Origin of the sequence: Sinorhizobium saheli, assembly GCF_001651875.1 — a bacterium.
Lineage (GTDB): Bacteria > Pseudomonadota > Alphaproteobacteria > Rhizobiales > Rhizobiaceae > Sinorhizobium > Sinorhizobium saheli.
Window position 1 is genome coordinate 193,593 of record NZ_LNQB01000073.1, and the last position, 23,988, is coordinate 217,580.

Annotated in this window: 23 protein-coding genes; 10 read left to right on the forward strand and 13 right to left on the reverse strand. The window is 64.6% G+C overall.

Annotated elements, in window-relative coordinates; genetic code table 11:
* Positions 1-46: 46 nt before the first annotated feature.
* Both ATB98_RS14335 and ATB98_RS14340 read right to left on the reverse strand, forming a co-directional pair.
* On the reverse strand, positions 47-1,000 hold the full coding sequence (locus tag ATB98_RS14335) for a peptidoglycan-binding domain-containing protein (protein ID WP_066874749.1): 954 nt from the start codon (positions 998-1,000) through the stop codon (positions 47-49).
* Positions 972-2,549: a sensor histidine kinase gene (locus tag ATB98_RS14340; protein ID WP_066874750.1), complete on the reverse strand. Its 1,578-nt coding sequence runs from the start codon at positions 2,547-2,549 to the stop codon at positions 972-974. Before ATB98_RS14340 ends, ATB98_RS14335 begins: the two co-directional genes overlap by 29 nt.
* Before the next feature lie 610 nt (positions 2,550-3,159).
* Between ATB98_RS14340 and ATB98_RS14345 the strand changes: the two genes are divergently transcribed.
* Both ATB98_RS14345 and ATB98_RS14350 read left to right on the forward strand, forming a co-directional pair.
* On the forward strand, positions 3,160-3,597 hold the full coding sequence (locus ATB98_RS14345; RefSeq protein ID WP_066875573.1) for a DUF5330 domain-containing protein: 438 nt from the start codon (positions 3,160-3,162) through the stop codon (positions 3,595-3,597).
* Positions 3,598-3,790: 193 nt separating this feature from the next.
* Complete coding sequence (locus ATB98_RS14350; RefSeq protein WP_066874751.1) at positions 3,791-4,213, forward strand: SufE family protein; 423 nt, start codon at positions 3,791-3,793, stop codon at positions 4,211-4,213.
* A gap of 235 nt (positions 4,214-4,448) precedes the next feature.
* On the opposite strand, the gene mucR is transcribed toward ATB98_RS14350, so the two are convergent.
* The 8 genes from mucR to ATB98_RS14390 form a co-directional block, all read right to left on the reverse strand.
* Positions 4,449-4,880 (reverse strand): exopolysaccharide biosynthesis transcriptional regulator MucR, encoded by a 432-nt coding sequence (gene mucR, locus ATB98_RS14355; protein ID WP_026612766.1) that lies wholly within the window; start codon positions 4,878-4,880, stop codon positions 4,449-4,451.
* A gap of 407 nt (positions 4,881-5,287) precedes the next feature.
* Entirely contained in the window at positions 5,288-5,638 is a 351-nt protein-coding gene (gene mnhG / locus ATB98_RS14360) for a monovalent cation/H(+) antiporter subunit G (RefSeq protein ID WP_066874754.1), read from the reverse strand.
* Positions 5,638-6,015 carry a cation:proton antiporter gene (locus tag ATB98_RS14365; protein WP_066874756.1) on the reverse strand — a complete coding sequence of 126 codons (378 nt, stop codon included), beginning with the start codon at positions 6,013-6,015 and terminating at the stop codon, positions 5,638-5,640. Before ATB98_RS14365 ends, mnhG begins: the two co-directional genes overlap by 1 nt.
* Positions 6,012-6,488 carry a Na+/H+ antiporter subunit E gene (locus ATB98_RS14370; RefSeq protein ID WP_066874759.1) on the reverse strand — a complete coding sequence of 159 codons (477 nt, stop codon included), beginning with the start codon at positions 6,486-6,488 and terminating at the stop codon, positions 6,012-6,014. The genes ATB98_RS14365 and ATB98_RS14370 overlap by 4 nt, the downstream gene beginning before the upstream one ends.
* Positions 6,485-8,044 (reverse strand): Na+/H+ antiporter subunit D, encoded by a 1,560-nt coding sequence (locus tag ATB98_RS14375; RefSeq protein WP_066874760.1) that lies wholly within the window; start codon positions 8,042-8,044, stop codon positions 6,485-6,487. Before ATB98_RS14375 ends, ATB98_RS14370 begins: the two co-directional genes overlap by 4 nt.
* Positions 8,045-8,051: 7 nt before the next feature.
* The gene (locus tag ATB98_RS14380; RefSeq protein ID WP_066874762.1) at positions 8,052-8,429 is read right to left on the reverse strand and encodes a Na+/H+ antiporter subunit C; all 378 of its coding nucleotides are present in this window, start codon (positions 8,427-8,429) and stop codon (positions 8,052-8,054) included.
* On the reverse strand, positions 8,429-8,848 hold the full coding sequence (locus ATB98_RS14385; protein WP_066874764.1) for a Na(+)/H(+) antiporter subunit B: 420 nt from the start codon (positions 8,846-8,848) through the stop codon (positions 8,429-8,431). Before ATB98_RS14385 ends, ATB98_RS14380 begins: the two co-directional genes overlap by 1 nt.
* Complete coding sequence (locus ATB98_RS14390) at positions 8,845-11,220, reverse strand: putative monovalent cation/H+ antiporter subunit A (RefSeq protein WP_066875574.1); 2,376 nt, start codon at positions 11,218-11,220, stop codon at positions 8,845-8,847. Before ATB98_RS14390 ends, ATB98_RS14385 begins: the two co-directional genes overlap by 4 nt.
* Before the next feature lie 249 nt (positions 11,221-11,469).
* On the opposite strand from ATB98_RS14390, the gene msrB reads away from it, so the two are divergent.
* Entirely contained in the window at positions 11,470-11,877 is a 408-nt protein-coding gene (gene msrB, locus ATB98_RS14395) for a peptide-methionine (R)-S-oxide reductase MsrB (protein WP_066874766.1), read from the forward strand.
* Positions 11,878-12,032: 155 nt separating this feature from the next.
* On the forward strand, positions 12,033-12,533 hold the full coding sequence (locus ATB98_RS14400) for a hypothetical protein (RefSeq protein ID WP_066874768.1): 501 nt from the start codon (positions 12,033-12,035) through the stop codon (positions 12,531-12,533).
* A gap of 4 nt (positions 12,534-12,537) precedes the next feature.
* On the opposite strand, the gene trhA is transcribed toward ATB98_RS14400, so the two are convergent.
* The 3 genes from trhA to ATB98_RS14415 all read right to left on the reverse strand — a co-directional run bounded on the left by trhA (position 12,538) and on the right by ATB98_RS14415 (position 14,298).
* Positions 12,538-13,197 carry a PAQR family membrane homeostasis protein TrhA gene (gene trhA / locus ATB98_RS14405; RefSeq protein WP_066874770.1) on the reverse strand — a complete coding sequence of 220 codons (660 nt, stop codon included), beginning with the start codon at positions 13,195-13,197 and terminating at the stop codon, positions 12,538-12,540.
* A 275-nt stretch (positions 13,198-13,472) separates the two neighbouring features.
* Positions 13,473-13,817, reverse strand: a complete 345-nt coding sequence (locus ATB98_RS14410; RefSeq protein ID WP_066874772.1) for a TraR/DksA family transcriptional regulator — start codon at positions 13,815-13,817, stop codon at positions 13,473-13,475.
* Positions 13,818-13,875: 58 nt separating this feature from the next.
* Complete coding sequence (locus tag ATB98_RS14415) at positions 13,876-14,298, reverse strand: universal stress protein (protein WP_066874774.1); 423 nt, start codon at positions 14,296-14,298, stop codon at positions 13,876-13,878.
* Positions 14,299-14,681: 383 nt separating this feature from the next.
* Here ATB98_RS14415 and ATB98_RS14420 point away from each other — a divergent pair, with 383 nt between their 5' ends.
* The 6 genes from ATB98_RS14420 to ATB98_RS14445 all read left to right on the forward strand — a co-directional run bounded on the left by ATB98_RS14420 (position 14,682) and on the right by ATB98_RS14445 (position 23,936).
* Positions 14,682-15,569: a VOC family protein gene (locus tag ATB98_RS14420; RefSeq protein WP_066874776.1), complete on the forward strand. Its 888-nt coding sequence runs from the start codon at positions 14,682-14,684 to the stop codon at positions 15,567-15,569.
* A 152-nt stretch (positions 15,570-15,721) separates the two neighbouring features.
* Positions 15,722-17,830 (forward strand): S9 family peptidase, encoded by a 2,109-nt coding sequence (locus tag ATB98_RS14425; RefSeq protein WP_066874778.1) that lies wholly within the window; start codon positions 15,722-15,724, stop codon positions 17,828-17,830.
* Positions 17,831-17,841: 11 nt separating this feature from the next.
* Positions 17,842-18,369, forward strand: a complete 528-nt coding sequence (locus tag ATB98_RS14430; protein WP_066874782.1) for a DUF1697 domain-containing protein — start codon at positions 17,842-17,844, stop codon at positions 18,367-18,369.
* Between the two features lie 241 nt (positions 18,370-18,610).
* Entirely contained in the window at positions 18,611-19,579 is a 969-nt protein-coding gene (locus ATB98_RS14435) for a homocysteine S-methyltransferase family protein (protein ID WP_066874786.1), read from the forward strand.
* A 134-nt stretch (positions 19,580-19,713) separates the two neighbouring features.
* Complete coding sequence (locus ATB98_RS14440) at positions 19,714-21,216, forward strand: protein adenylyltransferase SelO (RefSeq protein WP_066875575.1); 1,503 nt, start codon at positions 19,714-19,716, stop codon at positions 21,214-21,216.
* Positions 21,217-21,599: 383 nt separating this feature from the next.
* Positions 21,600-23,936 carry a glucose/quinate/shikimate family membrane-bound PQQ-dependent dehydrogenase gene (locus tag ATB98_RS14445; RefSeq protein ID WP_066874788.1) on the forward strand — a complete coding sequence of 779 codons (2,337 nt, stop codon included), beginning with the start codon at positions 21,600-21,602 and terminating at the stop codon, positions 23,934-23,936.
* Positions 23,937-23,988 lie beyond the last annotated feature (52 nt).

Sequence of the window (23,988 nt, forward strand, 5' to 3'; positions counted from 1 at the left end):
GAGGCGTTAGCGAAAAGCGGATCTGCGAAAGCGCGCGCGCTTCTCATCAGAGCGCGCCGATCTCCTTCAGCTTCTTCAAGACCTTGGCGTTGGGCTCGCCGGTCTGGGGAAGCCGGTAGTGCTTCTCGAAACGGCGGATGGCCGCGCGCGTCTGCTCGCCGGCGACGCCATCGACGACGATTTCCGCATAGGCGAGATTGCTGAGCCCCTTCTGGATATTCATGACCATTTCGCTCGAAACCGGCACGGTCGCCGGCGGCACGAGATCGTTGTCCTTCTCGGCGCTGCGGATCGCCGCCGCGACGGGGTCCGCTTCGGCGGGCACGGCCTTCGGATCGGCATAGGGCCGGTTGCCGGGGGTCGCGACCGCCGGCCGGGCGCTGTTTGCGCCGCGCAGCGCCTGCAGCAGATCGGCGCTCGGCGTGCCGGTCTCCACCCGGCCCGCCTGTTTCTCGAAGCGCAGGATCGCGGCCGAGGTCATCGGACCGCTGCGGCCGTCCGCCAAGCCCTCGTAAAGACCGAGGCGCAGCAGCTCCTTCTGGATATCGGCGACCATGATCGAGCCCGCCTGACCGGGCGCGTCCGACGGCGGTGCGTGCCGTTCGGCCGGCATCGTTTCTCCGGCTGCCGCCTCATCGGTCTTCCCGGCCTTCGCCTCGCCTTCGCGTTCTATGACGAAGGTCGTCACCTTGCGCGGCTCGACCGCCTCCCCCTTGGCGGCGGCAAGGCGCGCGGCAACTTCGGGGCCGACGAGGGGCACACGGGTGCGCATGAGCGGCGAGGGATGGGCGCCGTGCTGATACCAGATGGCATTGGCGGCGACGAAACTGAAGACAACGGCGAAGGCCGCCGTGCCGCCGGCGCCGATTGGATAGCGGGCGATCAACCGACCGGCGAGCACGAGGCCACGACCGGCGAACGCGATTGTGCGCAGGCCAAGGCCCGCGCCCGGTCGCGCCGCTCGTTTCCGCTCAGGCTGTTTTCGCTTGCGCGGCGCCATGTCCCCCTTCCCTGCCCTTTGCTTCGCCTTCAGGAGCCGTCGCCGGCACAGGCCTCGCCTGATCGCTCCTTCCCTCGCCTCGTTCCTTCAATCGCGGCGGAAACTCGACCGTAACGGCGCTTGCGTGGCCCGCCTCGGCGCCGTCGGAACCCGCGCGCGGAATCGACACCACGACCACGGTCCCCTCGCCTTCCGAGCTCCGGATCGAGACATCGCCGCCATGCAGTTCCGTCAGCCCCTTGACCAGCGACAGGCCGAGCCCGGTGCCCTCATAGCGGCGCGTATAGTCATTCTGAATCTGGACGAAAGGTTGGCCCAGCATCTTGAGCTTGTCCTCGGCGATGCCGATGCCGGTATCGCTGACGGTGAGCCTCAGCATCGCGCCTTCGAGCTCGGCATCGACGGTGACCAGACCGCCTGCATTCGTGAACTTGATCGCATTGCCGACGAGATTGATGAGGATCTGCTGGAACGCGCGCTGGTCCGCGTTGATCTCGCCGACCGAGCGCGTGACGCGGCTCGTCAGTCGCACGCCCTTTTCGCGCGCCTGATGCGACAGCATCGCCTCGCAGGCGGCAATCGCCTCGGCCACGCGGAACGGCTCGCGCACGAGTTCGTAGCGTCCGGACTCGATCTTGCTCATGTCGAGCATGGTGTTCACCACGGAGAGGAGATGCGTGCCGGAGCGATGGATCAGCGATACATATTCGCGCTGACGATCGTTCTCGAGCTTGCCGAAATACTCTCCTGCGAGGACATCGGAAAAGCCGAGAATGGCATTGAGCGGCGTGCGCAGCTCGTGGCTGACGGCGGCGAGGAACCGGGACTTGGCATCGTTTGCCGATTCGGCATGGGCTGCCTTCGCCGCTGCCTCGGCGCGCAGGCGCGCCTCTTCGGAGACATCGCGCGACTGGGCGATGATCGCGAGCAATCGCCCGTCGACGCTCCGAAGCGGCGTCATCTCGCAGCGCATGTGCGCGAATTGAGCGCCGTCTGCCGGCACCGGCAGGCGTTCGAGCCGGAAGTCGACGGCGGCGCTTTCCGCCTCCTGCCGCAGCGAATCGATGGCGCTCAGAAAGGCGATGCGATCCGACACGTGAATCTGCTCGAGGAAGCCGCGCCCGTGGGGATCGCGCATTAATTGCAGATGCTCGGGCGCATCGCGGCCATGGACGGAAAGCACGTGACCGCGACCATCATGGATGGTCACGAGACCGGCAAATAGATCGCAGGCGGCCGAGAGGTCGGGCAAATTCGCAGGCGACACCGGTTCCGCCTCCTCTGCCGTCGGCGGCGTGCCGCGGCCGGCAATCGCCGCGGCTGCCGCAAGCAGGGAAGCCGAAGCCCACAAAGCGGTTCCGACCGGCAGGGCCGCCGATACCGGCAATGCCGTCGTCAGGATCAGCGGAACGATCGGCAGCGCGGTCAGGGCGACCGCGGCGACGGCGCGCAGGCGCCCGAGGTCGCGGCGTGAAAGCGCAAGACCCGCGCTGCGTGGCGTCCAGGATGCGGCCGTTTCACCCACGCGGGATGCCCATTTGCCAGCCATGTCACGCAATACACTCACGCCTTGCCCTGCTGCCTTTGTTGTTCTTTCGAGGCGGCTCCGGGAGCCTTCCGCCTTTTTTCGCGGGGCGCAGGCGGATCGCCTCGTGATGGTCCGAATCTCGCATCCCCGACTTAATGAAAGAATAAGCGGGCGCCCCCGGAAGGCGCCCCGGACGGGCGAATGTTCCCGTTTTGACGCAATCCGGGCGAGCTTCGTCCGTTGTGGTTAACGGGGCGTAAGCGGCGGATTTTCGTGCATTTTCCGGTTCGCATTAACGATTTGGGCAGGGACCGCCGATGCCGGTGCCGGCCGCTCAAGGTTCGGCAGGACGAGCCCTGCCACGAACCTTAACGGCAATCGCTAAAATGCGAGGAAAAGGGGGTGCGGGAAGGCTCAGAACCGGCGGTTCGCTAAAATTTGAAACAAACCCGATTGTTTTTGGAAAAGCCGCTTTGTGATTCCCGCTCTAGGGTCGAGACCAACGACATGGCCGGGCCCGAAACGACAGGTGCCCACCATGGCAAATGGGCGCTAAACGCATCAGCGGATGCACGAGCGCTCTGCCGACAGCGGCAAATCCGGCCGCCGGCAAACAGAGGATGGGCAGACGATGTGGTTTCTCGTAAAGGCGACATTCTGGTTCTCGCTGGTGCTGGTGCTGCTGCCGTTCCTGGATCCTTCGAGCAGCGCCAAGCTCGAGCACGCTCCGAAGGTGGAGATCGGCGATACCTTCTCGGCCGCCAACGAGGCTTTCCAATATATCAGCGCGATCTGCATCCAGAAGCCGGACGTCTGCGAGAAGGGCGGGGAGACCTTCGTCGCCCTCGGCCACCGTGCCCGCGAGGGTGCGAGGATCGCCTACGAGTTTCTCAACACCCAGTTTGCGGAAACCGAGACGGGCGCACCGGATGCCAAGGTCATGACCGGTACGGTCGCCCCGGCGGCGAACGTCCCCGCCGAAGACCCGGCAAGCGAAGCCGTGCCGACCTTCAAGCGCACGCCGGTGCCGGAAAGGCGCCTCGACCCCAAAGCCGCCGCAACCAGATAGCAGCGCCGAGCGACCGTTCCACGCCTCTTGGGCCATGCCAGTCCGAACGGGCCAAATGCCGATTGGCTGTTCTCTTTGCGCCCAGCATCTCCTATATGAAGTGAATGGATCCCGTTTTCTTGAGCCGCGGGGTCGAGGAGGCGCGCGTGACGCGGACGACGGTCGTCCGCAGCCGCCGGCAACCGGACCAGCCATGACTTCACTTGAGCAGATCATCGACGACTTCGCCTTCCTCGACGAGTGGGAAGACCGCTATCGCTATGTGATCGAGCTGGGCAAGAGCCTGCCGGAAATGCCGGAGGCCTTGAGAACGAGCGAGAACAAGGTTCAGGGCTGCGCAAGCCAGGTCTGGCTGGTGACGCGCACCGCCGGCGAACCCGAAGACCCGGTCCTTACCTTCGAGGGGGAATCGGACGCCCATATCGTCCGCGGCCTCGTCGCCATCGCCCTGGCCATCTTCTCGGGCAAGCGGGCATCCGAGATCGCCAGGACCGACGCCCTCGACATCTTCGGCCGGATCGGCCTCATCGAACACCTTTCGTCGCAGCGCGCCAACGGCCTCCGGTCGATGATCCGGCGCATCAAGAGCGAGGCCGAGCTCCGGCTGCCGGCCTGACGATGATGGGCGCTGCAGGGGCGTCGTGCCCCGCACATGAAAAAGGCCGGACTGTCCGGCCGGCCTTCCAATTCGATGAAGCGCAGTTCGCATTTAGCGCAGGCACCGGTTAAGGGCACCGGTCAAGCGCCTCTGCGAAATTCTCCCGGGCGGACACGCGGCGACGAGCGCCGCGTCGGCAGGCACACCCTCAAGCCGTTGCGGCTGAGGAACGGCTGGGCCGAGCCGAGTGGGCTCACTTGCCGCGGCGCTTGCGACGCTGTCCGAGGCCCATTTCCTTGGCGAGCCGCGAGCGGGCTTCCGCATAGGCCGGCGCGACCATCGGGTAGTCCGCGGGCAGATCCCATTTTTCGCGATATTCTTCCGGCGAAAGATTGTGGTGGGTCATCAGGTGCCGCTTCAGCGACTTGAAGGTGCCGCCACATTCGAGGCAGGTGATCTGGTCGTCCTGCACGGACTTGCGCACCGAAACCGCAGGCTTCGGCTTTTCGACCGGAACCACCACGGGCGCGGGAGCCGTCGTGTTGTTCAACGCCGAATGAACGTCGGCTATGAGTGTCGGAAGCTCGGCAACAGGAACCACATGGTTGCTTACATAGGCGGCGACGATCTCCGCCGTAAGCTCAACCAGGAGTTCATTGCTCGCGCCGAGCGAAGTCTCTGTCATTTCTTTCTCCTATCGGAATCTGCAACAAAACCTGAAACGCCGTTTCAGGGGGAGGATGCGCAAAGTGCCGCCGAATGGCGCTTCCCACCTCGGAACCCACCGCTAAACCGCGTCGCGGAGACCGTAGTTTCGCCACTACATCAAGGCTCGAATTGTGACAGGGAAACCCGTTACCAAGGCACCGTGACGGCCAGCACCTCAAAGCAACGGAAAAGCATCACAACTCAAACTGGAATTCCGCGTCAAAGTATATTCCATAACGACACTTTGCGGTTACTGCATTAACACTGATCGGCGAAAAGTCCAAACATAATTTTTGTCAGCACGCAGCAACTTTATTCCAATCTGCTAAAATTGTCGTGAGCCGGAAAATTGTGCTGAAAATACAGAAACAGAAATGCAGCCAATCAATGGCGCCGCGCCTCTTCCTTCTGCGGAAGCTGATCTATCACCGACAGTTTCGTCATCCTGTAGCCCGCCTGGTGCGCGGCTTTCGCCAAGAGATGGGCAGAGATCGGCGCGGTCAGCACAAAGAAAACGAACCCCGCAATCGCCCGGGCGAAGATGGCGCCGTCGAGAGAGTGCAGTCCGGCGGCGAAGAGCAGCAGGCCCGAGCCGATGGTTCCCGCCTTGGAGGCCGCATGCATGCGCGTATAGAGGTCCGGAAACCGGAGGAGACCGAGTGCCGCAAGCAGCGAGAAGCACGCGCCGATCACCATGATCAGCGCCACGACGACGGCGTTGACCTCGTCCACCATCAGCGAGCCCTCCTGCGTTTGCGCCGGCCGGCGGGCCCCGGCCTCGCGCCCTTCGCCGACGGTTCCGCCGGCGACGCGCCCGTTTGCCGGTGTTCCGGCGCGAGGCCGCGCACCAGGATGAAACGGGAAAAGGCGACGGTCGCGAGAAAGCCGACGAGCCCGAGGGCGATGGCAATGTCGATATAGAGGTCGAAGCCGGTGCGGATGGCGATCACCGCGATGAAGCCGATCGCGACCGCCACCAGCATGTCGAGGCCGAGCACCCGGTCGGCCAGCGTCGGTCCGCGAACGATCCGCAACACCGTCAGGAGCAGCGCGACCGAGAGGAGGAGGAGCGCCAGGCCGACAGCCGCGCTCAGGATCGTGGCAGCCATCATCTTTCAAAGGCCTCCCGGATGCGCCGTTCGAAGCCCCGGGCAATATCCTGCCGCAAAGCGCCGGGATCGGCGCAATCGAGCGCATGGACATAGAGGGTCTTGCGGTCATCGGAGACGTCGACGGACAGCGTGCCCGGCGTCAGGGTGATGAGGTTGGCGAGCAAGGTGATCTCGAAGTCGCTCTTGACCGTCAACGGATAGGCGAAGATGCCGGGCTTCAGCGCCATCTTCGAGCGCAGGACCAGGATGGCGACCTTGGTCGCGGAAACGGCGAGTTCCTTGAAGAACAGCAAGGTGAGCAGCAACAGCCGCAACGGCCGCACGGGATAGGTGACGGGGCGCAGTTCGCGCCGGATCAGCCAGAGCGACAGGGCACCGACGGCAAAGCCGAGAAGAAGGTTGGCGGGCGTCAGGCTGGCGCTGATCGCCGCCCAGACAAGCGTGAAGATCAGATTGATCGCCAGGAACTTCATTGCGAACCTCCCGCGGGAAAGACCGAATTCAGATAGGCGGACGGCTCGGCGAGCCCGGCGGCCGCGCTCTGGATCGCCGCCAGCAACGGTTCAGGATAAAGGCCGATCAGCAGTGCCGCGAGCGCGAGCGCAGCAAGCGGCCCCAGGGTCGCCGCCGAAAGCGGCGCCGTCTCGCCCGCGGTATCCGCCCCCTCCCGCCAGTAGGCGAGGAGGAACAGGCGGCCGGTGACGATCATGGTGAGAAAGCCGGTGAGAAGGAGTGCGGCGGCGAGCCACCAGGCGCCGATATCGAGCGCTGCCTTGACCAGCATGACCTTGGGCCAGAAGCCGGAAAAGGGCGGCAGGCCGGAGACGGCGAAGCACAGCATGAGGGTGAGCGCGGCGAATCCCGCATGCCGGCGGTAGAGGCCGGCGAGCGTCGCGATAGAGGTGCTTGCGCCGAGACGGATGGCAATCCCCGAGGCGAAATAGAGGCCGGTCATCACCAGCATCGAATGGAGCGCATAGAAGATCGCACCGCCGGTGCCGCCCGGGCCGCCGATGGCGATGCCGGCGATGATGGAGCCGATGCCCGAAACGATGAGATAGCCGAGGATCCGACGAAAGTCCGTCTGCGCCAGCGCGCCGAAAACGCCGACGAGCATCGTCACGGCGCCGGCGAGCGCGAGCACGAAGCTCAGTTCCTCCCTTTCGACCGGGAAAAGCATGACCGTCACCCGGATCAGCGCATAGATGCCGACCTTGGTGAGCAGGCCGGCAAAGAGCGCCGAAACCACGACGCGCGGCGTGTGGTAGGAGGCCGGCAGCCAGAAGTTCACCGGAAAGGCTGCCGCCTTCATGGCGAAGGCGAGCACGTAGAGCCCGACCAGCGTCATCAGCGGGGCGCTGTCACGCAGGTTTTCCGCCTTGCGGGCGATATCGGCCATGTTGAGCGTGCCAAACACGGCGTAGAGATAGCCGGTCGTCACCAGGAACAGCGTCGTGGCGACGAGGTTGAGGAAACCGTACTTCACCGTCCCGTCGATCTGCTCGCGCTCGGAGCCCAGCACGAGAAGCCCGAAGGACGAGATCAGCAGAACCTCGAACCAGACGTAGAGGTTGAAGATGTCGCCGGTCAGGAAGGCTCCGGAAACGCCTGCCATCAGCACCATGAGCAGCGGATAGAAGCCGTAACGCCGGCCGCTGTCGTTGATGTCGACGAGCGAGAAGATGCCGGCTGCGAGCGCGACGGTCGCCGCGACAAGGGCGAACAGCGCCCCGGTCATGTCGACGGTGAAGGCGATGCCGAAGGGCGGCAGCCAACGCCCCATCACCATGGTCGCCGGTCCGTTCGCCGCGACATGGGTGAGAAGCAACCCGTCGATCAGCACTAGGCCGGCGAGCCCGGCGATGGCGATGCCCGGTTGAAGGCCGAGCGAGCGACGCAGCATGACGAGCAATGCGCCGACGCCCAGACACCAGGCAACGGGCAGGATCACCAGCCATTCGGCCATGGTCGGCGATGCGAGCACCAGCGCGGCGGAAAGATCGGCGGGAGGGGAGAAAGAAGCGGCCATGACGCGATCAATACCCCAAGGGCGGCGCCGGCTCATTCACCGGTTCGGCAACGCGCATCTCATCGGTGTTGTCGGTCGCAAGGTCGTCATAGGCGCGCCAGGCAAGGACAAGCAGGAAGGCGAAGAAGGAGAAGGAAATGACGATCGCGGTCAGGATCAGCGCCTGCGGCAGGGGATTGGCGGCAGGCCCGGCCAGGACATCCGCACCCCCGGTTATGACCGGCGGGACTTCGCGCGTCAGGCGTCCGCCGGTGAAGATCAGAAGATTCACGGCATTTCCGAGAACCGCGACGCCCAGGAGCACGCGGATGATGAACTTCGACAGGAGCAGATAGACGGCGACCGCAAAGAAGATGCCGACGAGCAGGGAAAACCAGGCCTCCATCACGACCCTCCCCGCTCTTCGAGCGAAAGCGCGACCGAGCCGATGGCGCCGATGACGACCAGATAGACACCCGTATCGAACAGCATGACGGTGGAGAGCGGTATCTCGGTGCCGAGGACCGACGGATAGATCCACAGCCCCGTCATGAACGGCACCCGTGCAACGAGCGAGACCAGGCCCGCGATCGTCGCCGCGAAGAGCCCTGCCCCGGCAATCGCCATCGGATGAAAGAAGATTGCCCGCCGCACCGTCTCGACGCCATGGGCGATGCCGTAGATCGCCAGAGCCGAGACGGCGATCAGTCCGCCGATGAAGCCTCCTCCGGGCGCGTTATGGCCGCGCAGCAGCACGAAGATCGAGAAGAGCACCATCAGGCCCGTCAGGAAGGGCGCGACCGTGCGGAAGATGACCGACCTCATGCCCGTTCCTCCCTCTTCGCTTCCTCGGCGGCAATTTCGACGGGCTCGCCGCGCTGGAGCGACCCTGCCCTCAGCCGCACGAGCGAGAGGATGGCGAGGCCGGCGATCATCACGACGGCGATTTCGCCGAGCGTGTCGGTGCCACGGAAATCCACGATGATGACATTGACGACATTCTCGCCGTGCGCAACCGCCTTGGAATAGCGATTGAAGAAATCCGTCAGCGTCGCGTCGAACGGTGCGGCCGTGACCTTGAGAAGGAACAGGCCGAAGCCGAGCCCGCAGGCAAGCGCGAGCGCGAAGTCAGGCAGCTTCTCGCCGAGCGGACGGTGGTCCGAGGGCGACAGCCGCAGGCGGGTCATCACCAAAGCCAGCACGACGACGGAGAGCGTCTCGATCATGAACTGGGTGAAGGCGAGGTCCGGCGCGCCGTAGAGCAGGAAAATCATGGCGACGGCAAAACCCTGGATACCGAGCGAAACGATCGCCGTCAGCCGGTCGGCGGCGAGCACCACGGCGAAGAGGCCGGCGACCGCAATCGCCATGATCGCGAGTTCGTGCAGCGGAACGTCCGCGGAGAAGAACGGCGCGCGCGGAAACTCGCCATAGCGGAAGGGCACGGCCAGGAGGACGACGGCAACCAGTACGAAGGTCGCCGTCATGTAGACGTCGAGACGACCGCCCTGCAGCCGCCGGGTAACTGCGACGGCGAAGCGCACGAGACCGCGCAGGAACTGGTCGAAGCCACGATCCGGCCCCCAGCCGATATCGGCGAGGATGACCGTCATCGCGGCGCGCAGCCGCGCGAGATTGAGATAGAAGGCAATGCCGGCAAGCACCGTCAGGCCGGAAAGCACGAGCGGCACCCCGATGTGCGGCATCAGCGAGACCGAGACGCTCCGCGGCTGGCCGGCGACGGCCGTGGCCATGGGCGAGGTGATCAGCCGATGCGCGAGACCGGACATCAGCGCCATGGCGAGGCCGGTCACCGCGAGCAGCGCCGGGCCGAGCCAGAGGAGGAGCGGCGCCTCGTGCGCGTGCTTGGGCGTGTGGACCTTCGGCCCGATGAAGGGCTTCAGCGCGATCGCGAAGGCGACGGCGAACATCAGGGCGTTGCCAAGCATGGTGAGCGCCGCGAAAACCATCGACCGGCGGTCGAAGCCGGAGAGCGCGGCGTAGATTTCCTCCTTCGCGAGAAAGCCGAAAGAGGGCAGCAGGCCACCCATGGAGAGGGCTGCCAGCAGCGCGATCGCGAATGTCAGCGGCATGGCCGAGCGCAGGCCGCCGAGACGGGTCAGGTCGCGCAAGCCGGTTTCATGGTCGATGCTGCCGGCCACCATGAAGAGCGCGCCCTTGAAGAGCGCATGTGCCACGAGATAGAGCGCCGCCGCCTCGAGCGCATGCGGCATGCCGAGCCCGGTGAGCATCACCAGGAGACCGAGCGACGACATCGTCGTATAGGCCAGCATCAGCTTCAGATCGGTCTGGCGCACCGCGAGGGCCGCGCCGGCGACGAGGGTGGTCACGCCGAAAAGCGGCAGCAGGATCTGCCATTCCGGCGTGCCGCCGAGAACCGGATTGAGCCGCATCAGCAGGTAGACGCCGGCCTTCACCATCGTCGCGGAATGCAGGTAGGCCGAAACCGGGGTCGGCGCTTCCATCGCGTTCGGCAGCCAGAAATGAAACGGGAACTGCGCCGACTTGGTGAAGGCACCGCCGAGCACGAGCAGAAGCACCGCGAGATAAAACGGGCTCTCCTTCAACTCGCCGCCGAAAGCAGGCAGCAGCGAGAACTGGGTGATGCCGCTGATGTTCCACAGGATGAGGAGCCCGGCGAGCAGCATGAGGCCGCCTCCCCCCGTCACCACGAGAGCCTGCAGCGCCGCGCGCCGCGCGGCTTCGCGACCGTGATCGAAGCCTATCAGCAGGAAGGAGGTTATCGAGGTCAGCTCCCAGAAGACGAAGAGCATCAGGAAGCTGTCGGAAACGACGAGGCCCTGCATCGAGCCCATGAACATCAGGATGAAGGAGAAGAAGCGGCCCTGCTGCGGATGCCCCTTCAGGTAGCCGCCGGAATAGAGCACGATCAGCGCTCCGATCCCGGAAATCAGCAGCACGAAGGTCAGCGACAGGCCGTCGATCAACCACGAAAAGCTGACGTTGAACGACGGGATCCAGGCGTAACCGCCGGTGATGATCTCGCCCTTCGCGATTTCAGCCACGAAGCCCGCGAAATGCACGAAGATCGCAAAGGGCGCCAGCGCCAGGATCCAGGCGGCATTGTGGCCGAGGACGCGCGTCAAGGCCGGCGCGAAGGCAGCCGCGACGAAGGGAAGACCGAGGGCCAGGAATGTCAGGGCCGCGGCGTCCATCCTTTTCGGCATGCTCCTTCGCTATGTGATCATCCGGTCAAGCTTTCATCGGACATAGAAGAAGGGCGGTTCCGCCTCAAGAGAAATCAGTCGCATATCGGAGTTATGCGACAGTTATACTGTGTAAAAGAGCATCAAGTCCTTCACCACCCCAGAACTTTGCGCAGCTCTGACGCATTGAGGCCGTCGCATTTGTCGGCCTGCGCTCAGCATCCTATATAATCGCCGCGAAGAAGAAGGAGGGCGACGATGGCCGACAGCAGGACGCGAAAGGTGCAGAAAAGCGACGAGGAATGGCGCGCGCTACTCACGCCGGAGCAGTACCGCATCACCCGCGAGCAAGGCACGGAACGCCCCTTCACCGGTCCGTTCCTCGACAACAAGCGGCACGGCACCTACCGCTGCGTATGCTGCGGCCGGGCGCTCTTCCGGTCGGACACGAAGTTCGACTCCGGCTGCGGCTGGCCGAGCTATTTCGCGCCGGTCGATCCGGAGGCGATCGCCGAATGTGTCGACCGTTCGCATTTCATGGTCAGAACAGAGATCCGTTGCGCCGATTGCGACGCCCATCTCGGCCATGTCTTCCCCGACGGGCCGCCGCCGACGGGCCTCCGCTACTGCCTCAACGGCACGGCGATGACCTTCGAGGAAGATTGAGTGTTCCTGACGGAACTGCTTGACTCTCGGCCCCGGTATCGGATGGTCCGCAAACGACAACCGGTTCGATGATGCGGCGCTCTCCGCATCGGGGAATCGGCGCGGCGCCGTGAGGAACGGCGTCAGGTCGAAGCAAGTCGATAGGACGTCCCCGCATGCGCCGTGCCTTTTTTGCATTCCTGCTTCTGACGGGGTTCGTCGGGCCCGCCGCTGCCGACGACGATTGGCACCCCTATGCCAATCCCCGCTTCGGCTACACGATCGATATTCCGCCCGGGTTCGAACTGAGCCGGAAGGCCGACAACGGCGATGGCGCGAGCTTCCGCGCCGATGACACCGGCGCAACGCTGATGGTGTTCGGCACCCATCCGCTGGACGGCGACTTCGAAACCGATGTGGCCGAAAGGATCGGCTACGAGAAACAGGACGGCTGGAGAATAATCTTCTCGCGCGTCACCCCGGTCTGGGCGAGCTTCTCCGGCGCGCGCGAGAGCGACGTCTTCTATGCCCGGGCGATTGCGCTCTGCGACGGCAGCGCCGCCTATTTCCGGCTGCAGTACCGAAAGAGCAAGCTGACGAGTTTCGACGGCGTCATCTCCCGCATGGCCGAGGCGCTGCGGCCCTCGGAAGGGTGCCATCCGGCGGCGCCTGATTGAGCGGTCAGGGTGCGGCGGCGCAGATGCAGCTTACGACCGCGGAATAGTGGACGGCGGATCCCGCCACCACAAAGCCGTGCCAGATGACATTCTGGAAGCGCAGGCGTTCCCAGACATGGAAGATCACGCCGGTCGTGTAGATGATGCCGCCGACGAGGATGAGGACGAGCGTCGTGCCGCTGAGCGCCGCAAACAGCGACCGCGCGGCAATAATTCCGCCCCAGCCCATCATCAGATAGAGCAGGATCGCCAAGCGGTCGAAGCGGCCGGGCAACAGGCATTTGATCGCGATGCCGGCGGCGGCGACGGTCCAGATGCCGATCAGCAGCGCGAAGAGGAAGGGGTCGTCCAAGCCGCGCTGGAGGAACGGCGTGTAGGTCGCAGCGATCAGGATGAAGATCGCCGAATGGTCGAGCCGGCGCAGCAGCCACTTGGTCCGGGAAATCGGGTAGAGATTGTAGAGGAAGGAGATCGACAGGGCGACGATGAGTCCGGCCCCGTAAATCCAGGCTGCCGCGAGCTGGCCCGAGCTACTCCACACCGTTGCGTAGAAGATGAGCGCCGTGACCCCGACGAGCGCGGCGCCAAGGCCGATCCCATGGACAATTCCGTCGGCGATCAGTTCCGAGCGGTCGTAGTTCCATTTGACGCCGCTGATATCCACGCGGCCCCTCCCGCCTTGCTCCGATATCCGCCTGCGTGGCGCCGGAACGACGCCGATGTCCCCGGTTGCATGTTTCACGCCAAAGCTGCCGATCGAAACAGTACGAAACACCGCACGGAACCGGGAACGCCGCAACGCGTCCCCCTCCCCTTATCCTTTCATCGTGCCACAGGGCCGGCCGCCGGCAAAGCGCCGGATCGGGGCGAAAGGATCAATTTCTGCAACGCATTACAACAGTCCCGCGACTCCGGTTTCGAGCCGCTCGCCGCTCCTCGCTACCGCCCGCCCGAGGCAAGTTCCGCGGCGCAGGCCTGGCACAGCGGGGCATGCGGCACGGCACGCAATCTTTCAGGCGAAATGGGGTCGCCGCAACGCGCGCAGATGCCGAAGGTTCCGGCCTGGATGCGGTCGAGTGCAGCGTCGATCGCGCGGATTTCGCCCTGCCCTGCAAGGCCAAGGCCCTCCAGCACCTCGTCGTTTTCCCGTTCCGTGACGCGGTCCGGCACGTCGGCATTCATCGGTTGATCGAGGTCTTCCTCTATCTTCACCAGACGGCCGTAAAGTTCGCGTTTGCGGCGCAGAAGCAGTTCGCGAAAATCTTCAAGCGCGTACTTATCCATTGCGGGGCTCCTTCGCAATGCGGCGCAGTTCGACTGCGCCGCCTTCTTGTTATTGGCGTTACCGATCAACGAGGACGGCGCAGGGGCAGTGGCTGACGACGCGGCTGGCGGTCGAACCGATGAAATAGTCGATCAGGCCCGGACGATGCGACGCGATGATCACAAGGTCGGCATTCTCCTCCTTGGCGAGCGCGTTGATGGTACCGGCCGCTCCGCCGGTGCGGATCTCGATGCGCCCTTTGATCCCGTGCTTGTTCTTCAGCGCTTCGAGCGTCTTGACCGCGTGCTTGCGCGATTCCTCGATCATCTCCAGCGGAAAATCGACGATCATATAGCCCTGAGCATAGGCGTTCAGATCCTCGACGACGTTGAGCAGGATGATTTCCCCGCCTTCGTCGATCAGCTTCTCCGCGATGCCGAGCACGGACTCGCCGTGTTCCAACTGATCCATGGCGATCGGGACGATGATCTTCCTGTACATGGATTTGCGTTCCTTTTCTTTCCGTTCCCGCGTCGCCGGCGCGGGTGAGACAAATCGCCCAAAAGGATAATCCCGGGTCGAACCGACTGAGGATCCGGAGCGGGATACGCGGACGACCGCCTCATGCTCCCTCTTCCCGCACCGACCCGAAACTGTGCCGATGCTGCGATTCCAGCATTGATTGAGGTCAAATCGGCCGCTGCGCCCGCACTCGCATCGCCCTATGATGAATTAGGGCACCTGCCATGACTGTCAACGTTCATCGAACACAACATCAAGTAATATAATGGCTTTCATGAACATCTTCACGTGCTCATATTGAGTTACGTACAAGGGTATCAGGCGGTCATTCCGGGCGCCGACCCGCCCGAAAGGCTCAGCTCATGACAGAGACGATACAGAAACAGGAAACCACTCTCCCGGTCGACCACGCGGTCGTAATGCCGGCCTTCGTCGAACGGTCGCATCTCATCGTCCACGACCTGCCGGCGGTCTCGGCCTGGTACCAGCGGATCATCGGCCTGTCGCCGATCGAAACGGGCATGAGCGGCGTGACGCTCGGCGTCGCCGGAAGACCGTTGCTGACCTTGACGAGCGACGGTAGCGCGGCGAAGGCGCCGCGCAATGCGCCGGGGCTCTTTCATCACGCCTTCCTGGTTCCCGATCGCGAGCAGCTCGGCCGCTGGCTGGTGCATGCCGCGGCGAACGACGTGCGCCTGCAGGGTGCATCCGACCACCTGGTCAGCGAGGCGATCTATCTTGCCGACCCGGAGGGCAACGGCATCGAGATCTATCGCGACCGCCCGCGCGAGGAATGGCGCTACCAGACGGACGGCATGGTGGAGATGAACACGCTGCCGCTCGACCTGCAGGCCCTCTACGACGAGGCGCCGAAGGGCGATTGGAGCGGGCTCGCCGCCGGCACGACGATCGGCCATATCCACCTCCAGGTTTCGGACATTCCCGAAGCGGACGCGTTTTTCCGCGATGTGCTGGGGCTCGACCTCATGGCGCGCTATCCGGGCGCAAGCTTCTTTGCCACCGGCCGCTACCACCACCATGTCGCGGCGAACATCTGGAACTCGCGCCGCGCCCCGAAACGCCAGGGCAACATGACCGGGCTCGCCGACTACACGATCCGCTTCAGGGATGCGAAGAGACACGCCGCGGCGCTGCGCAAGCTCGATGCACTCGAAATAGCGGTGAGCGTGGAGGACGGCGTCCATCGCCTCACCGACCCGTGGGGCCTCGGCCTCAAGCTCGCCGTCTAGGCCATAGCCTTGCGTTTCGCCGGCGCGGCCAGATGTGGAGGAGAAGCACTCCCGTCGGACACCCGCCGGTAGCCGACGGCTTTCCGCTTGATCGTCGGGATGGCGGCCTCTATCTCATTGTCTCCTCATGAGATTGATCCCGGAGACATGCCTTGTCCGTATTCAAGAACCTGCCCGCCGCTCCCGTCGCCTCGAAGAAGCCGGTTGCGGATACCCGCCACGGCATAACCCGAACGGATGACTATGCCTGGCTCCGGGCCGAGAACTGGCAGGCGATGTTCAAGGATCCGTCGATTCTCGATCCCGAGATCCGCCGCCATCTCGAAGCGGAAAACGAGTACATGAATGCCGCCATGGCGGACACGAAGGAGCTGCAGAAGACGCTCTTCGCCGAGATGCGCGGCCGCATCAAGGAGGACGATTCGTCGGTCCCGATGAAGGACGGCGTCTTCGCCTACGGGACGTTCTACGTGACGGGCGGCGAACATCCGCGCTATTTCCGCATCCCCCGCGACGGCGCGGCCGGCGACGAGGCGATCCGCCAGGTGCTGCTCGACGGCGACAAGGAGGCAGAGGGGAAGGCCTATTTCCGCATCGCGGGTCTCGACCATTCGAGCGACCATTCGCGCGGGATCTGGGGCTATGACGACAAGGGCTCCGAATATTTCACGCTGAAGGTGCGCGACCTTGCGACCGGCGTCGACCTCGACGACGTGATCGAGAACACCGGCGGCGGCGGCGCCTGGGCGCCGGACGGCAAGAGCTTCTTCTACACCGTGCTCGACGAGAACCATCGGCCCTCGAAGATCTTCCACCACGTCATCGGCACGCCGCAGGCGGACGACCGGCTCGTCTACGAGGAGGCCGATCCGGGCTTCTTCATGTCGGTCGGCGGCTCGCTCCTCGACGACTTCATCTACATCGACATCCACGATCACGAGACGAGCGAATACCGGCTCATCCCGACCAGTGAGCTTGGCGCCGAGCCGCAGATCGTGGCGAAGCGCGTCACCGGCATCGAATATTCGATGACCGAGGGCGGCGAGGTGTTCTACATCCTCACGAATGCCGACGGCGCCAAGGATTTCAAGATCATGGAAGCGCCGGTCCAGGCACCGCAGAAGGAAAACTGGCGCGAGGTGGTACCGCATCGGCCGGGGACGCTGATCCTGAGCCACATGGCCTATGCCCGCCATCTCGTCTGGCTGCAGCGCCGCAACGGCCTGCCGGAAATCGTCGTCCGTGACCGCAAGACCGGCGAGGAGCACGCGATCGCCTTTGCCGAGGAGGCCTATTCTCTCGGGCTCTCGGGTGCGGCCGAATACGACACCGACGTCATCCGCTTTTCCTACTCCTCGATGACGACGCCGTCGCAGCTCTTCGACTACAATATGAGCACGCGCGAGCGCACGCTGCTCAAGACCCAGGAAGTACCCTCCGGCCACGATGCCGCCGACTACGTCACCCGCCGGGTCTTCGCCCCGGCTCCGGACGGCGCCGAGATTCCGGTGACCCTCCTCTATCGCAAGGATACGCCGCTCGACGGCTCGGCCCCGTGCCTGCTCTATGGCTACGGCGCCTACGGCATCACCATTCCGGCGGGGTTCAACACCAATTGCCTTTCGCTCGTCGATCGCGGCTTCGTCTATGCCATCGCCCATGTGCGCGGCGGCAAGGACAAGGGCTTCCAATGGTACGAAGACGGCAAGATGGCCAAGAAGACCAATAGCTTCAAGGACTTCATCGCGGCCGCTGATTATCTGAATCAGGAGGGGTTCACCTCCTACGCGAACATCGTCGCCGAGGGCGGCTCGGCAGGCGGCATGCTGATGGGCGCGATCACCAATATGGCGCCCGAGAAGTTCAAGGGTATCATCGCCGCCGTCCCATTCGTCGACGTCCTGAACACCATGCTCGACGACACGCTGCCGCTGACGCCGCCGGAATGGCCGGAATGGGGCAACCCGATCGAGAGCGCGGAGTTCTACAACATCATCGCCAGCTACTCGCCTTACGACAATGTCACGGCCAAGCCCTATCCGGCGATCCTGGCACTCGGCGGGCTGACCGACCCGCGGGTGACCTATTGGGAACCGGCGAAATGGGTGGCGAAGCTGCGCGAGAAGACCACGGGCGGCGAGCCGATCCTGCTGAAGACCAACATGGACGCCGGCCACGGCGGCGCCTCCGGCCGTTTCCAGCGGCTGGAGGAAATCGCCTTCGAATACGCCTTTGCCATCAAGGTCGCCGGCAAGATGTAGGGGACGAGCCGATGCCGATCTATGTGGCGCTGCTCAGGGCAGTCAATGTCGGCGGCACCGGCACGCTGCCGATGGCGGAACTGAAGGCCATTTGCGAGAAGCTCGGCTTCGCGGATGTCAGAACCTATATCCAGAGCGGCAACGTTCTCTTCCGCTCCGGGCTCGGCGAGACGGAAGTGCGGGAAAGGATCGAGGCAGCGCTTGCGGAACGGATGGGCAAGGCGCCGGGCGTGCTGCTGCGCAGCCGCCGCGAGCTCGAGGCGGTACTGTCGGAGGCGCCCTTTCCCGAGGCCAAGCCCAACTTCCTGCTCATCACCTTCCTCCCCGAGCCGCCTGCCGCCGACGCGCTCGCCAGGCTGGTCGCGCCCGACGGAGAAGAGGTGCAGGTCCGCGGCCGGGAAATCTACATCCATTATCCGAACGGATCCGGGCGGTCGAAGCTCAAGCTTCGGGCGTTGAAGCCCGGTACGGCACGCAACCTCAACACCGTGCGCAAGCTTGCGGAACTGGCGGCGGCGATGGAGGACAAATCCGTTTAGACATTTTGCCGTCAGGTGAAGTCACCGGACGTCGCACCGGCCTGCCCGGCGGGCTCAACGGCAGGCGCACCATAGGCGCGGTCAACCACCCGTCGCCTGAATTCTGCGGCAAGTTCCTTATGTTACATCCGCCTGCGACGAATTCGGCCATAGTGTGCCGCAATCTTGCTAATTTAGCCGATCATAAAAAAGGCAAAAACCCATCCCGCCAGGGAACGCAGAGGTAACACAGGAGGGAAAGATGGAACAGCAACTCGCCAAGTACAGACACAATCTCCCGTTCTCACGTAGAGGCACATTCCTGAGCGACGGGGGCATGGAAACGGCGCTGATCTTTCACGAGGGAGCCGAGCTGCCCCATTTCGCATCCTTCGTCCTTTTGTCCTCGTCGGAGGGCCGCCGGCAGCTCTTGCGTTATTACACGCGCTACCTGGAGATTGCCCGCTGCCACGACGTCGGCTTCGTGCTCGACACGGCCACTTGGCGTGCCAATGCGGACTGGGGCGAGAAACTTGGATACGACGCCGAGGCGCTGAGACAGGTCAACCGTGACGCGGTCTATCTGCTGACCGAATTGCGCGCCCTTTATGAGCGACCGCAGATGCCGATCGTGTTCAACGGCGTCATCGGCCCGCGCGGCGACGGCTACAAGGCCGGGCACATGAATGCGCAGGAAGCGGAGGACTATCACACCGCCCAGGTCGCCGCCTTCGCCGACAGCGAGGCCGACATGGTCACCGCGGTTACGCTCACGAATATCGACGAGGCGATCGGCGTAACGAGGGCCGCCAAAAGCCACGGCATGCCCTGCGCCATTTCGTTCACCGTCGAAACCGATGGGCGGCTCGTCACCGGCCGCTCGTTGCGCGACGCGATCGAGACCGTGGACGCGGAAACGGAGGGCTATCCGCAGTATTACATGATCAATTGCGCCCATCCGAGCCATTTCGAGAACAGCCTTGACCACGGCCAGGCATGGATGCGCCGGATCGGCGGCATTCGCGCCAATGCCTCGACGAAAAGCCATGCGGAACTCGACGACAGCGAGACGCTCGATATCGGCGACATCGGCGATCTCGCGCGGCGCTATCGCAGATTGGCCGGCCGCATGCCGCATCTGCGCGTGCTGGGCGGCTGCTGCGGCACCGACCATCGCCACATCGCGGCGATTTGCGAAGCCTGCCTGCCGCCTTCCGCGCTCAGCGCCTGACGACGCACATCCCTGCCCTTCCGCCGCGGCGGCGGGAGGGCAGATCCCCGACCCTCGCGAAACGTGGACGGCTCGTGTAGACTTGTCGGGAAAGGGCGGTCCGCATTCTCTCAGCACGGGGCCGCTGGATGATGATGAATGATGCACCCCCGCCGCCAACCGAGACGGCGCCGTTCCCCTTCGACAACAGCTATGCGCGGCTGCCGGCGAATTTCTACGCGCGCGTCGAACCGACGCCGGTCGCCGAGCCCTGGCTGATCAAGCTCAACCGGCCGCTTGCCGAAGAGCTCGGGCTCGATGTCGAGGCGCTCGAACGGGACGGGGCGGCGATCTTCTCCGGCAACAAGGTGCCTGAGGGCGCCGAACCGCTCGCCATGGCCTATGCCGGCCACCAGTTCGGCACCTTCGTGCCGCAGCTCGGCGACGGCCGCGCGATCCTGCTTGGGGAGGTGATCGACCGGCATGGCCGCCGCCGCGACATCCAGCTCAAGGGGTCGGGCCAGACGCCCTATTCCCGCCGCGGCGACGGACGGGCAGCGCTCGGACCGGTATTGCGCGAATATATCGTCAGCGAGGCGATGCACGCGCTCGGGGTGCCTACGACCCGGGCGCTCGCCGCAACCGTCACCGGACAACCGGTGTACCGGGAGGAGATCCTGCCCGGCGCCGTCTTCACCCGCGTCGCGGCGAGCCATGTTCGCGTCGGCACCTTCCAGTTCTTTGCCGCCCGCGGCGACATGGAGTCCGTCAGGACGCTCGCCGACCACGTGATCGGCCGCCACTATCCCGAGCTCATGGACGACGAGAAGCCCTACCTTGCGCTCCTCAGGACGGTTGCCGCCCGGCAGGCGGCGCTGATCGCGCGCTGGCTCAATATCGGCTTCATCCATGGGGTGATGAACACCGACAACATGACGGTGTCCGGCGAGACGATCGACTTCGGTCCCTGCGCCTTCGTGGACTCCTACGACCCGAAGACCGTGTTCAGCTCGATCGATCAGTTCGGCCGCTACGCCTATGCGAACCAGCCGGCAATCGGCCAATGGAATCTTGCCCGTCTCGCCGAGACGCTCGTGACCCTGTTCGATCCGGTCGCCGACACGGCGGTCAACCTCGCGAACGACGCGCTCACCGAATACGGCACGATCTTCCAGAAGCATTGGCTCGACGGCATGCGCCGCAAGATCGGGCTGTCGACCGCGGAAGACGGGGACCTCGAGCTCATACAGGCGCTCCTGATGCTGATGCACAAGGGGAAAGCGGATTTCACGCTCACCTTCCGCCGGCTTGCGGCATCGGCCGAGGACGGGGCCGCGGACGCGGAGCTTGCCGAGCTCTTCGAGGAACGGAAAGGGCTTGCACCCTGGCTCGAGGATTGGCGCCGGCGGCTCGCACGCGAAGGGCAGCAACCGCGTGAACGCGCCCAGGCAATGCGCAGCGTCAATCCGGCCTTCATCCCGCGCAACCACCGGGTGGAGCAGGCGATCGATGCGGCGGTCCAGGATGCGGATTTCTCACTCTTCGAGGCCCTTCTCGACGTCACCTCCCGCCCCTATGAGGACCAACCGGAGCGGGCCGCCTATGCCGCGCCACCGAAGCCGGGCGAGGAAGTGATGCAGACCTTCTGCGGCACTTAGAGCGGGATGCGCTCACATGCGTTCGCGCCACCGCCCTTTCTGTTTGTTTTTGCCGCATTTGTGCGACGTCATGTGATTCCGCCTGACTGCAAAATGCTCTAGCGTCCGCCCCTCATCCGCCTGCCGGCACCTTCTCCCCGCGAGCGGGGCGAAGGAGATTCGCGGCAGCGCTCCGCCCCAAAATCCCATCTCAGGTTTACCTCAGGAGAGGGGCAATCGCACTCCGCGCCAGTTTATGGCGGCAAGATATTTCCTCCCCCGCTGAAATTGCAGTCATTGAAAGGCACGCGCTCCGCGTTAACTTCGAGACGGCGCCGCCGCTTGCGGTCTGCTCTCAGGAACGAGCTGCCGGCGGCGCGTTCTCAACTCGGGAGTTTGAATTCATGCTCGTTGTCGTGACCGCCATCGTCTTCGCCGTGATCGGTCTTGCGACGGCCGCCGGCGGCGCGAAGCTCGTGATGCTTGGCGGCAGCCCCTATTACCTCATCGCCGGAATAGGTTTCCTTCTCACCGCAATCCTGCTCTTCCGCCGGAAAGGCGCAGCGCTCTGGGTCTATACACTGGTCGTCGTCGGCTCGCTCGCCTGGGCGATCTGGGAAGTGGGCTTCGACTGGTGGCAGCTCGGGCCGCGCGGCGGCGTCATCATCCTGCTCGGGCTCTGGCTGCTCACGCCGCGGATCCGGCGGCCACTCGGTTTCGTCAGCCCCTCCGGCGAACATTATGGCGCGCGCGCCTGGCCGCTTGCCCTTGCCTGCCTTCTGTCGATCGGCGTCGCGGTCTATTCGGTGACGCAGGATCCGCACGATATCCGCGGCAACCTGCCAGGCGATGCTGTTGCGGCCAATCCCGCTCTCGGCGGCAACGTGCCGCCCGGCGAATGGCATCAATACGGCCGCACGCCCTACGGCCAACGCTATTCGCCGCTCGACCAGATTCACCGGGAGAACGTCGCGAGCCTCCGGGTGGCCTGGCAGTACCAGACCGGAGACGTGAAGCTGCCGGAAGACGTCAGCGAAACCACCTACCAGGTCACGCCGCTCAAGGTGAAGGACACGCTCTATCTCTGCACGCCGCACAATTGGGCGATCGCGCTCGACGCGGCGACGGGCAAGGAGAAGTGGCGGTACAATTCCAATTCCGGCATGAACCCCGACCGCCAGCACCAGACCTGCCGCGGCGTCACCTATTGGGCCGACCCGGGCGCCGCTCCCGGCAGCCCCTGCGCCGAGCGCGTCTATCTGCCGACATCGGACGCGCGCCTGATCGCGCTCGATGCCGCGAACGGTGAAGTCTGCAGCGGCTTTGCCGACAATGGGGTGCTGCGCCTCGAACAGGGCATGCGGTACAATCCGGCCGGCTACTATTACTCGACATCGCCGCCGGTCGCGGTCGCCGGCAAGATCATCATCGGCGGCGCGGTCAACGACAACTATTCGACCCAGGAACAATCCGGCGTCATTCGCGCCTTCGATATCAATAGCGGCGCGCTCATCTGGAACTGGGACAGCGGCAATCCGGAGCAGACGGCACCGCTGCCGCCCGGTGAGTTCTACACCACGAACTCGCCGAACAGCTGGTCGGTCTCATCGGTCGACGAAAGCCTCGGGCTGATCTATGTGCCGCTCGGCAACCAGGTGCCCGACCAGCTCGGCATGGGGCGCAGCGAGCCTGTGGAGAAATATTCCTCCTCGATCGTCGCGCTCGACGTCAACACCGGCGCGGTGCGCTGGGTGCGCCAGACCGTGCATCACGACCTATGGGACATGGACGTGCCCGCCCAGCCGGCACTCGTCGACATCACGAAAGGCGACGGAACGACCGTGCCGGCGCTGGTCGGCCCGACCAAGCAGGGCGACGTCTACGTCCTCGACCGGCGAAACGGCGAGCCGATCATCCCGGTCGAGGAAGTGCCCGCCCCCGGCGGCGCCATCCCCGAGGATTTCACGGCGCCGACCCAGCCCGTTTCCGGGCTCACCTTCATGCCGGCGCCGCTCACCGAGCGCGACATGTGGGGCATCACGATGTTCGACCAGCTCGCCTGCCGCATCGAATTCCGGTCGCTGAAATACGCGGGACGCTACACGCCGCCGTCGCTCGAAGGGACGATCGTCTATCCGGGCAATTTCGGCGTCTTCAACTGGGGCTCGGTCGCCGTCGATCCGGAACGGCAGGTGATGTTCGGTATGCCGACCTATCTCGCCTTCACCTCACGCCTCGTCCCGCGCGAGGAGATCCCGCCGAAGGGCGCGGACGAAAAGGGCAGCGAGCAGGGCCTCAACCGCAACGAAGGCGCGCCCTATGGCGTCTATATGGGACCCTTCCTCGGCCCCTTGCAGATCCCCTGCCAGGCACCGCCCTGGGGCTACGTCGCGGGCGCCGATCTCAGGACCGGCAGGGTCGCCTACAGGCACAGGAACGGCACCGTCTACGACATGACGCCGCTGCCGCTTCCCTTCAAGCTGGGTGTTCCGGGGATCGGCGGACCGATGATCACCAGGGGCGGCCTCGCCTTCCTGGGCGCGACGGTCGACAACTTTCTCAGGGCCTACGACGTCACCACGGGCGACCAGGTCTGGCAAGCACGGCTGCCGGCCGGCGGCCAGTCGACGCCGATGACCTACATGGCCGGCGACAAGCAATATGTGCTGATCGTCGCCGGCGGGCATGGCTCGATCGGCACCAAGCCGGGCGACTATGTCATCGCCTACAGCTTGCCGTGAGGCAAACGAAGGCGGGCGCAAGCAGCTGCAGGGAGGCACGATCGCCCCCGAC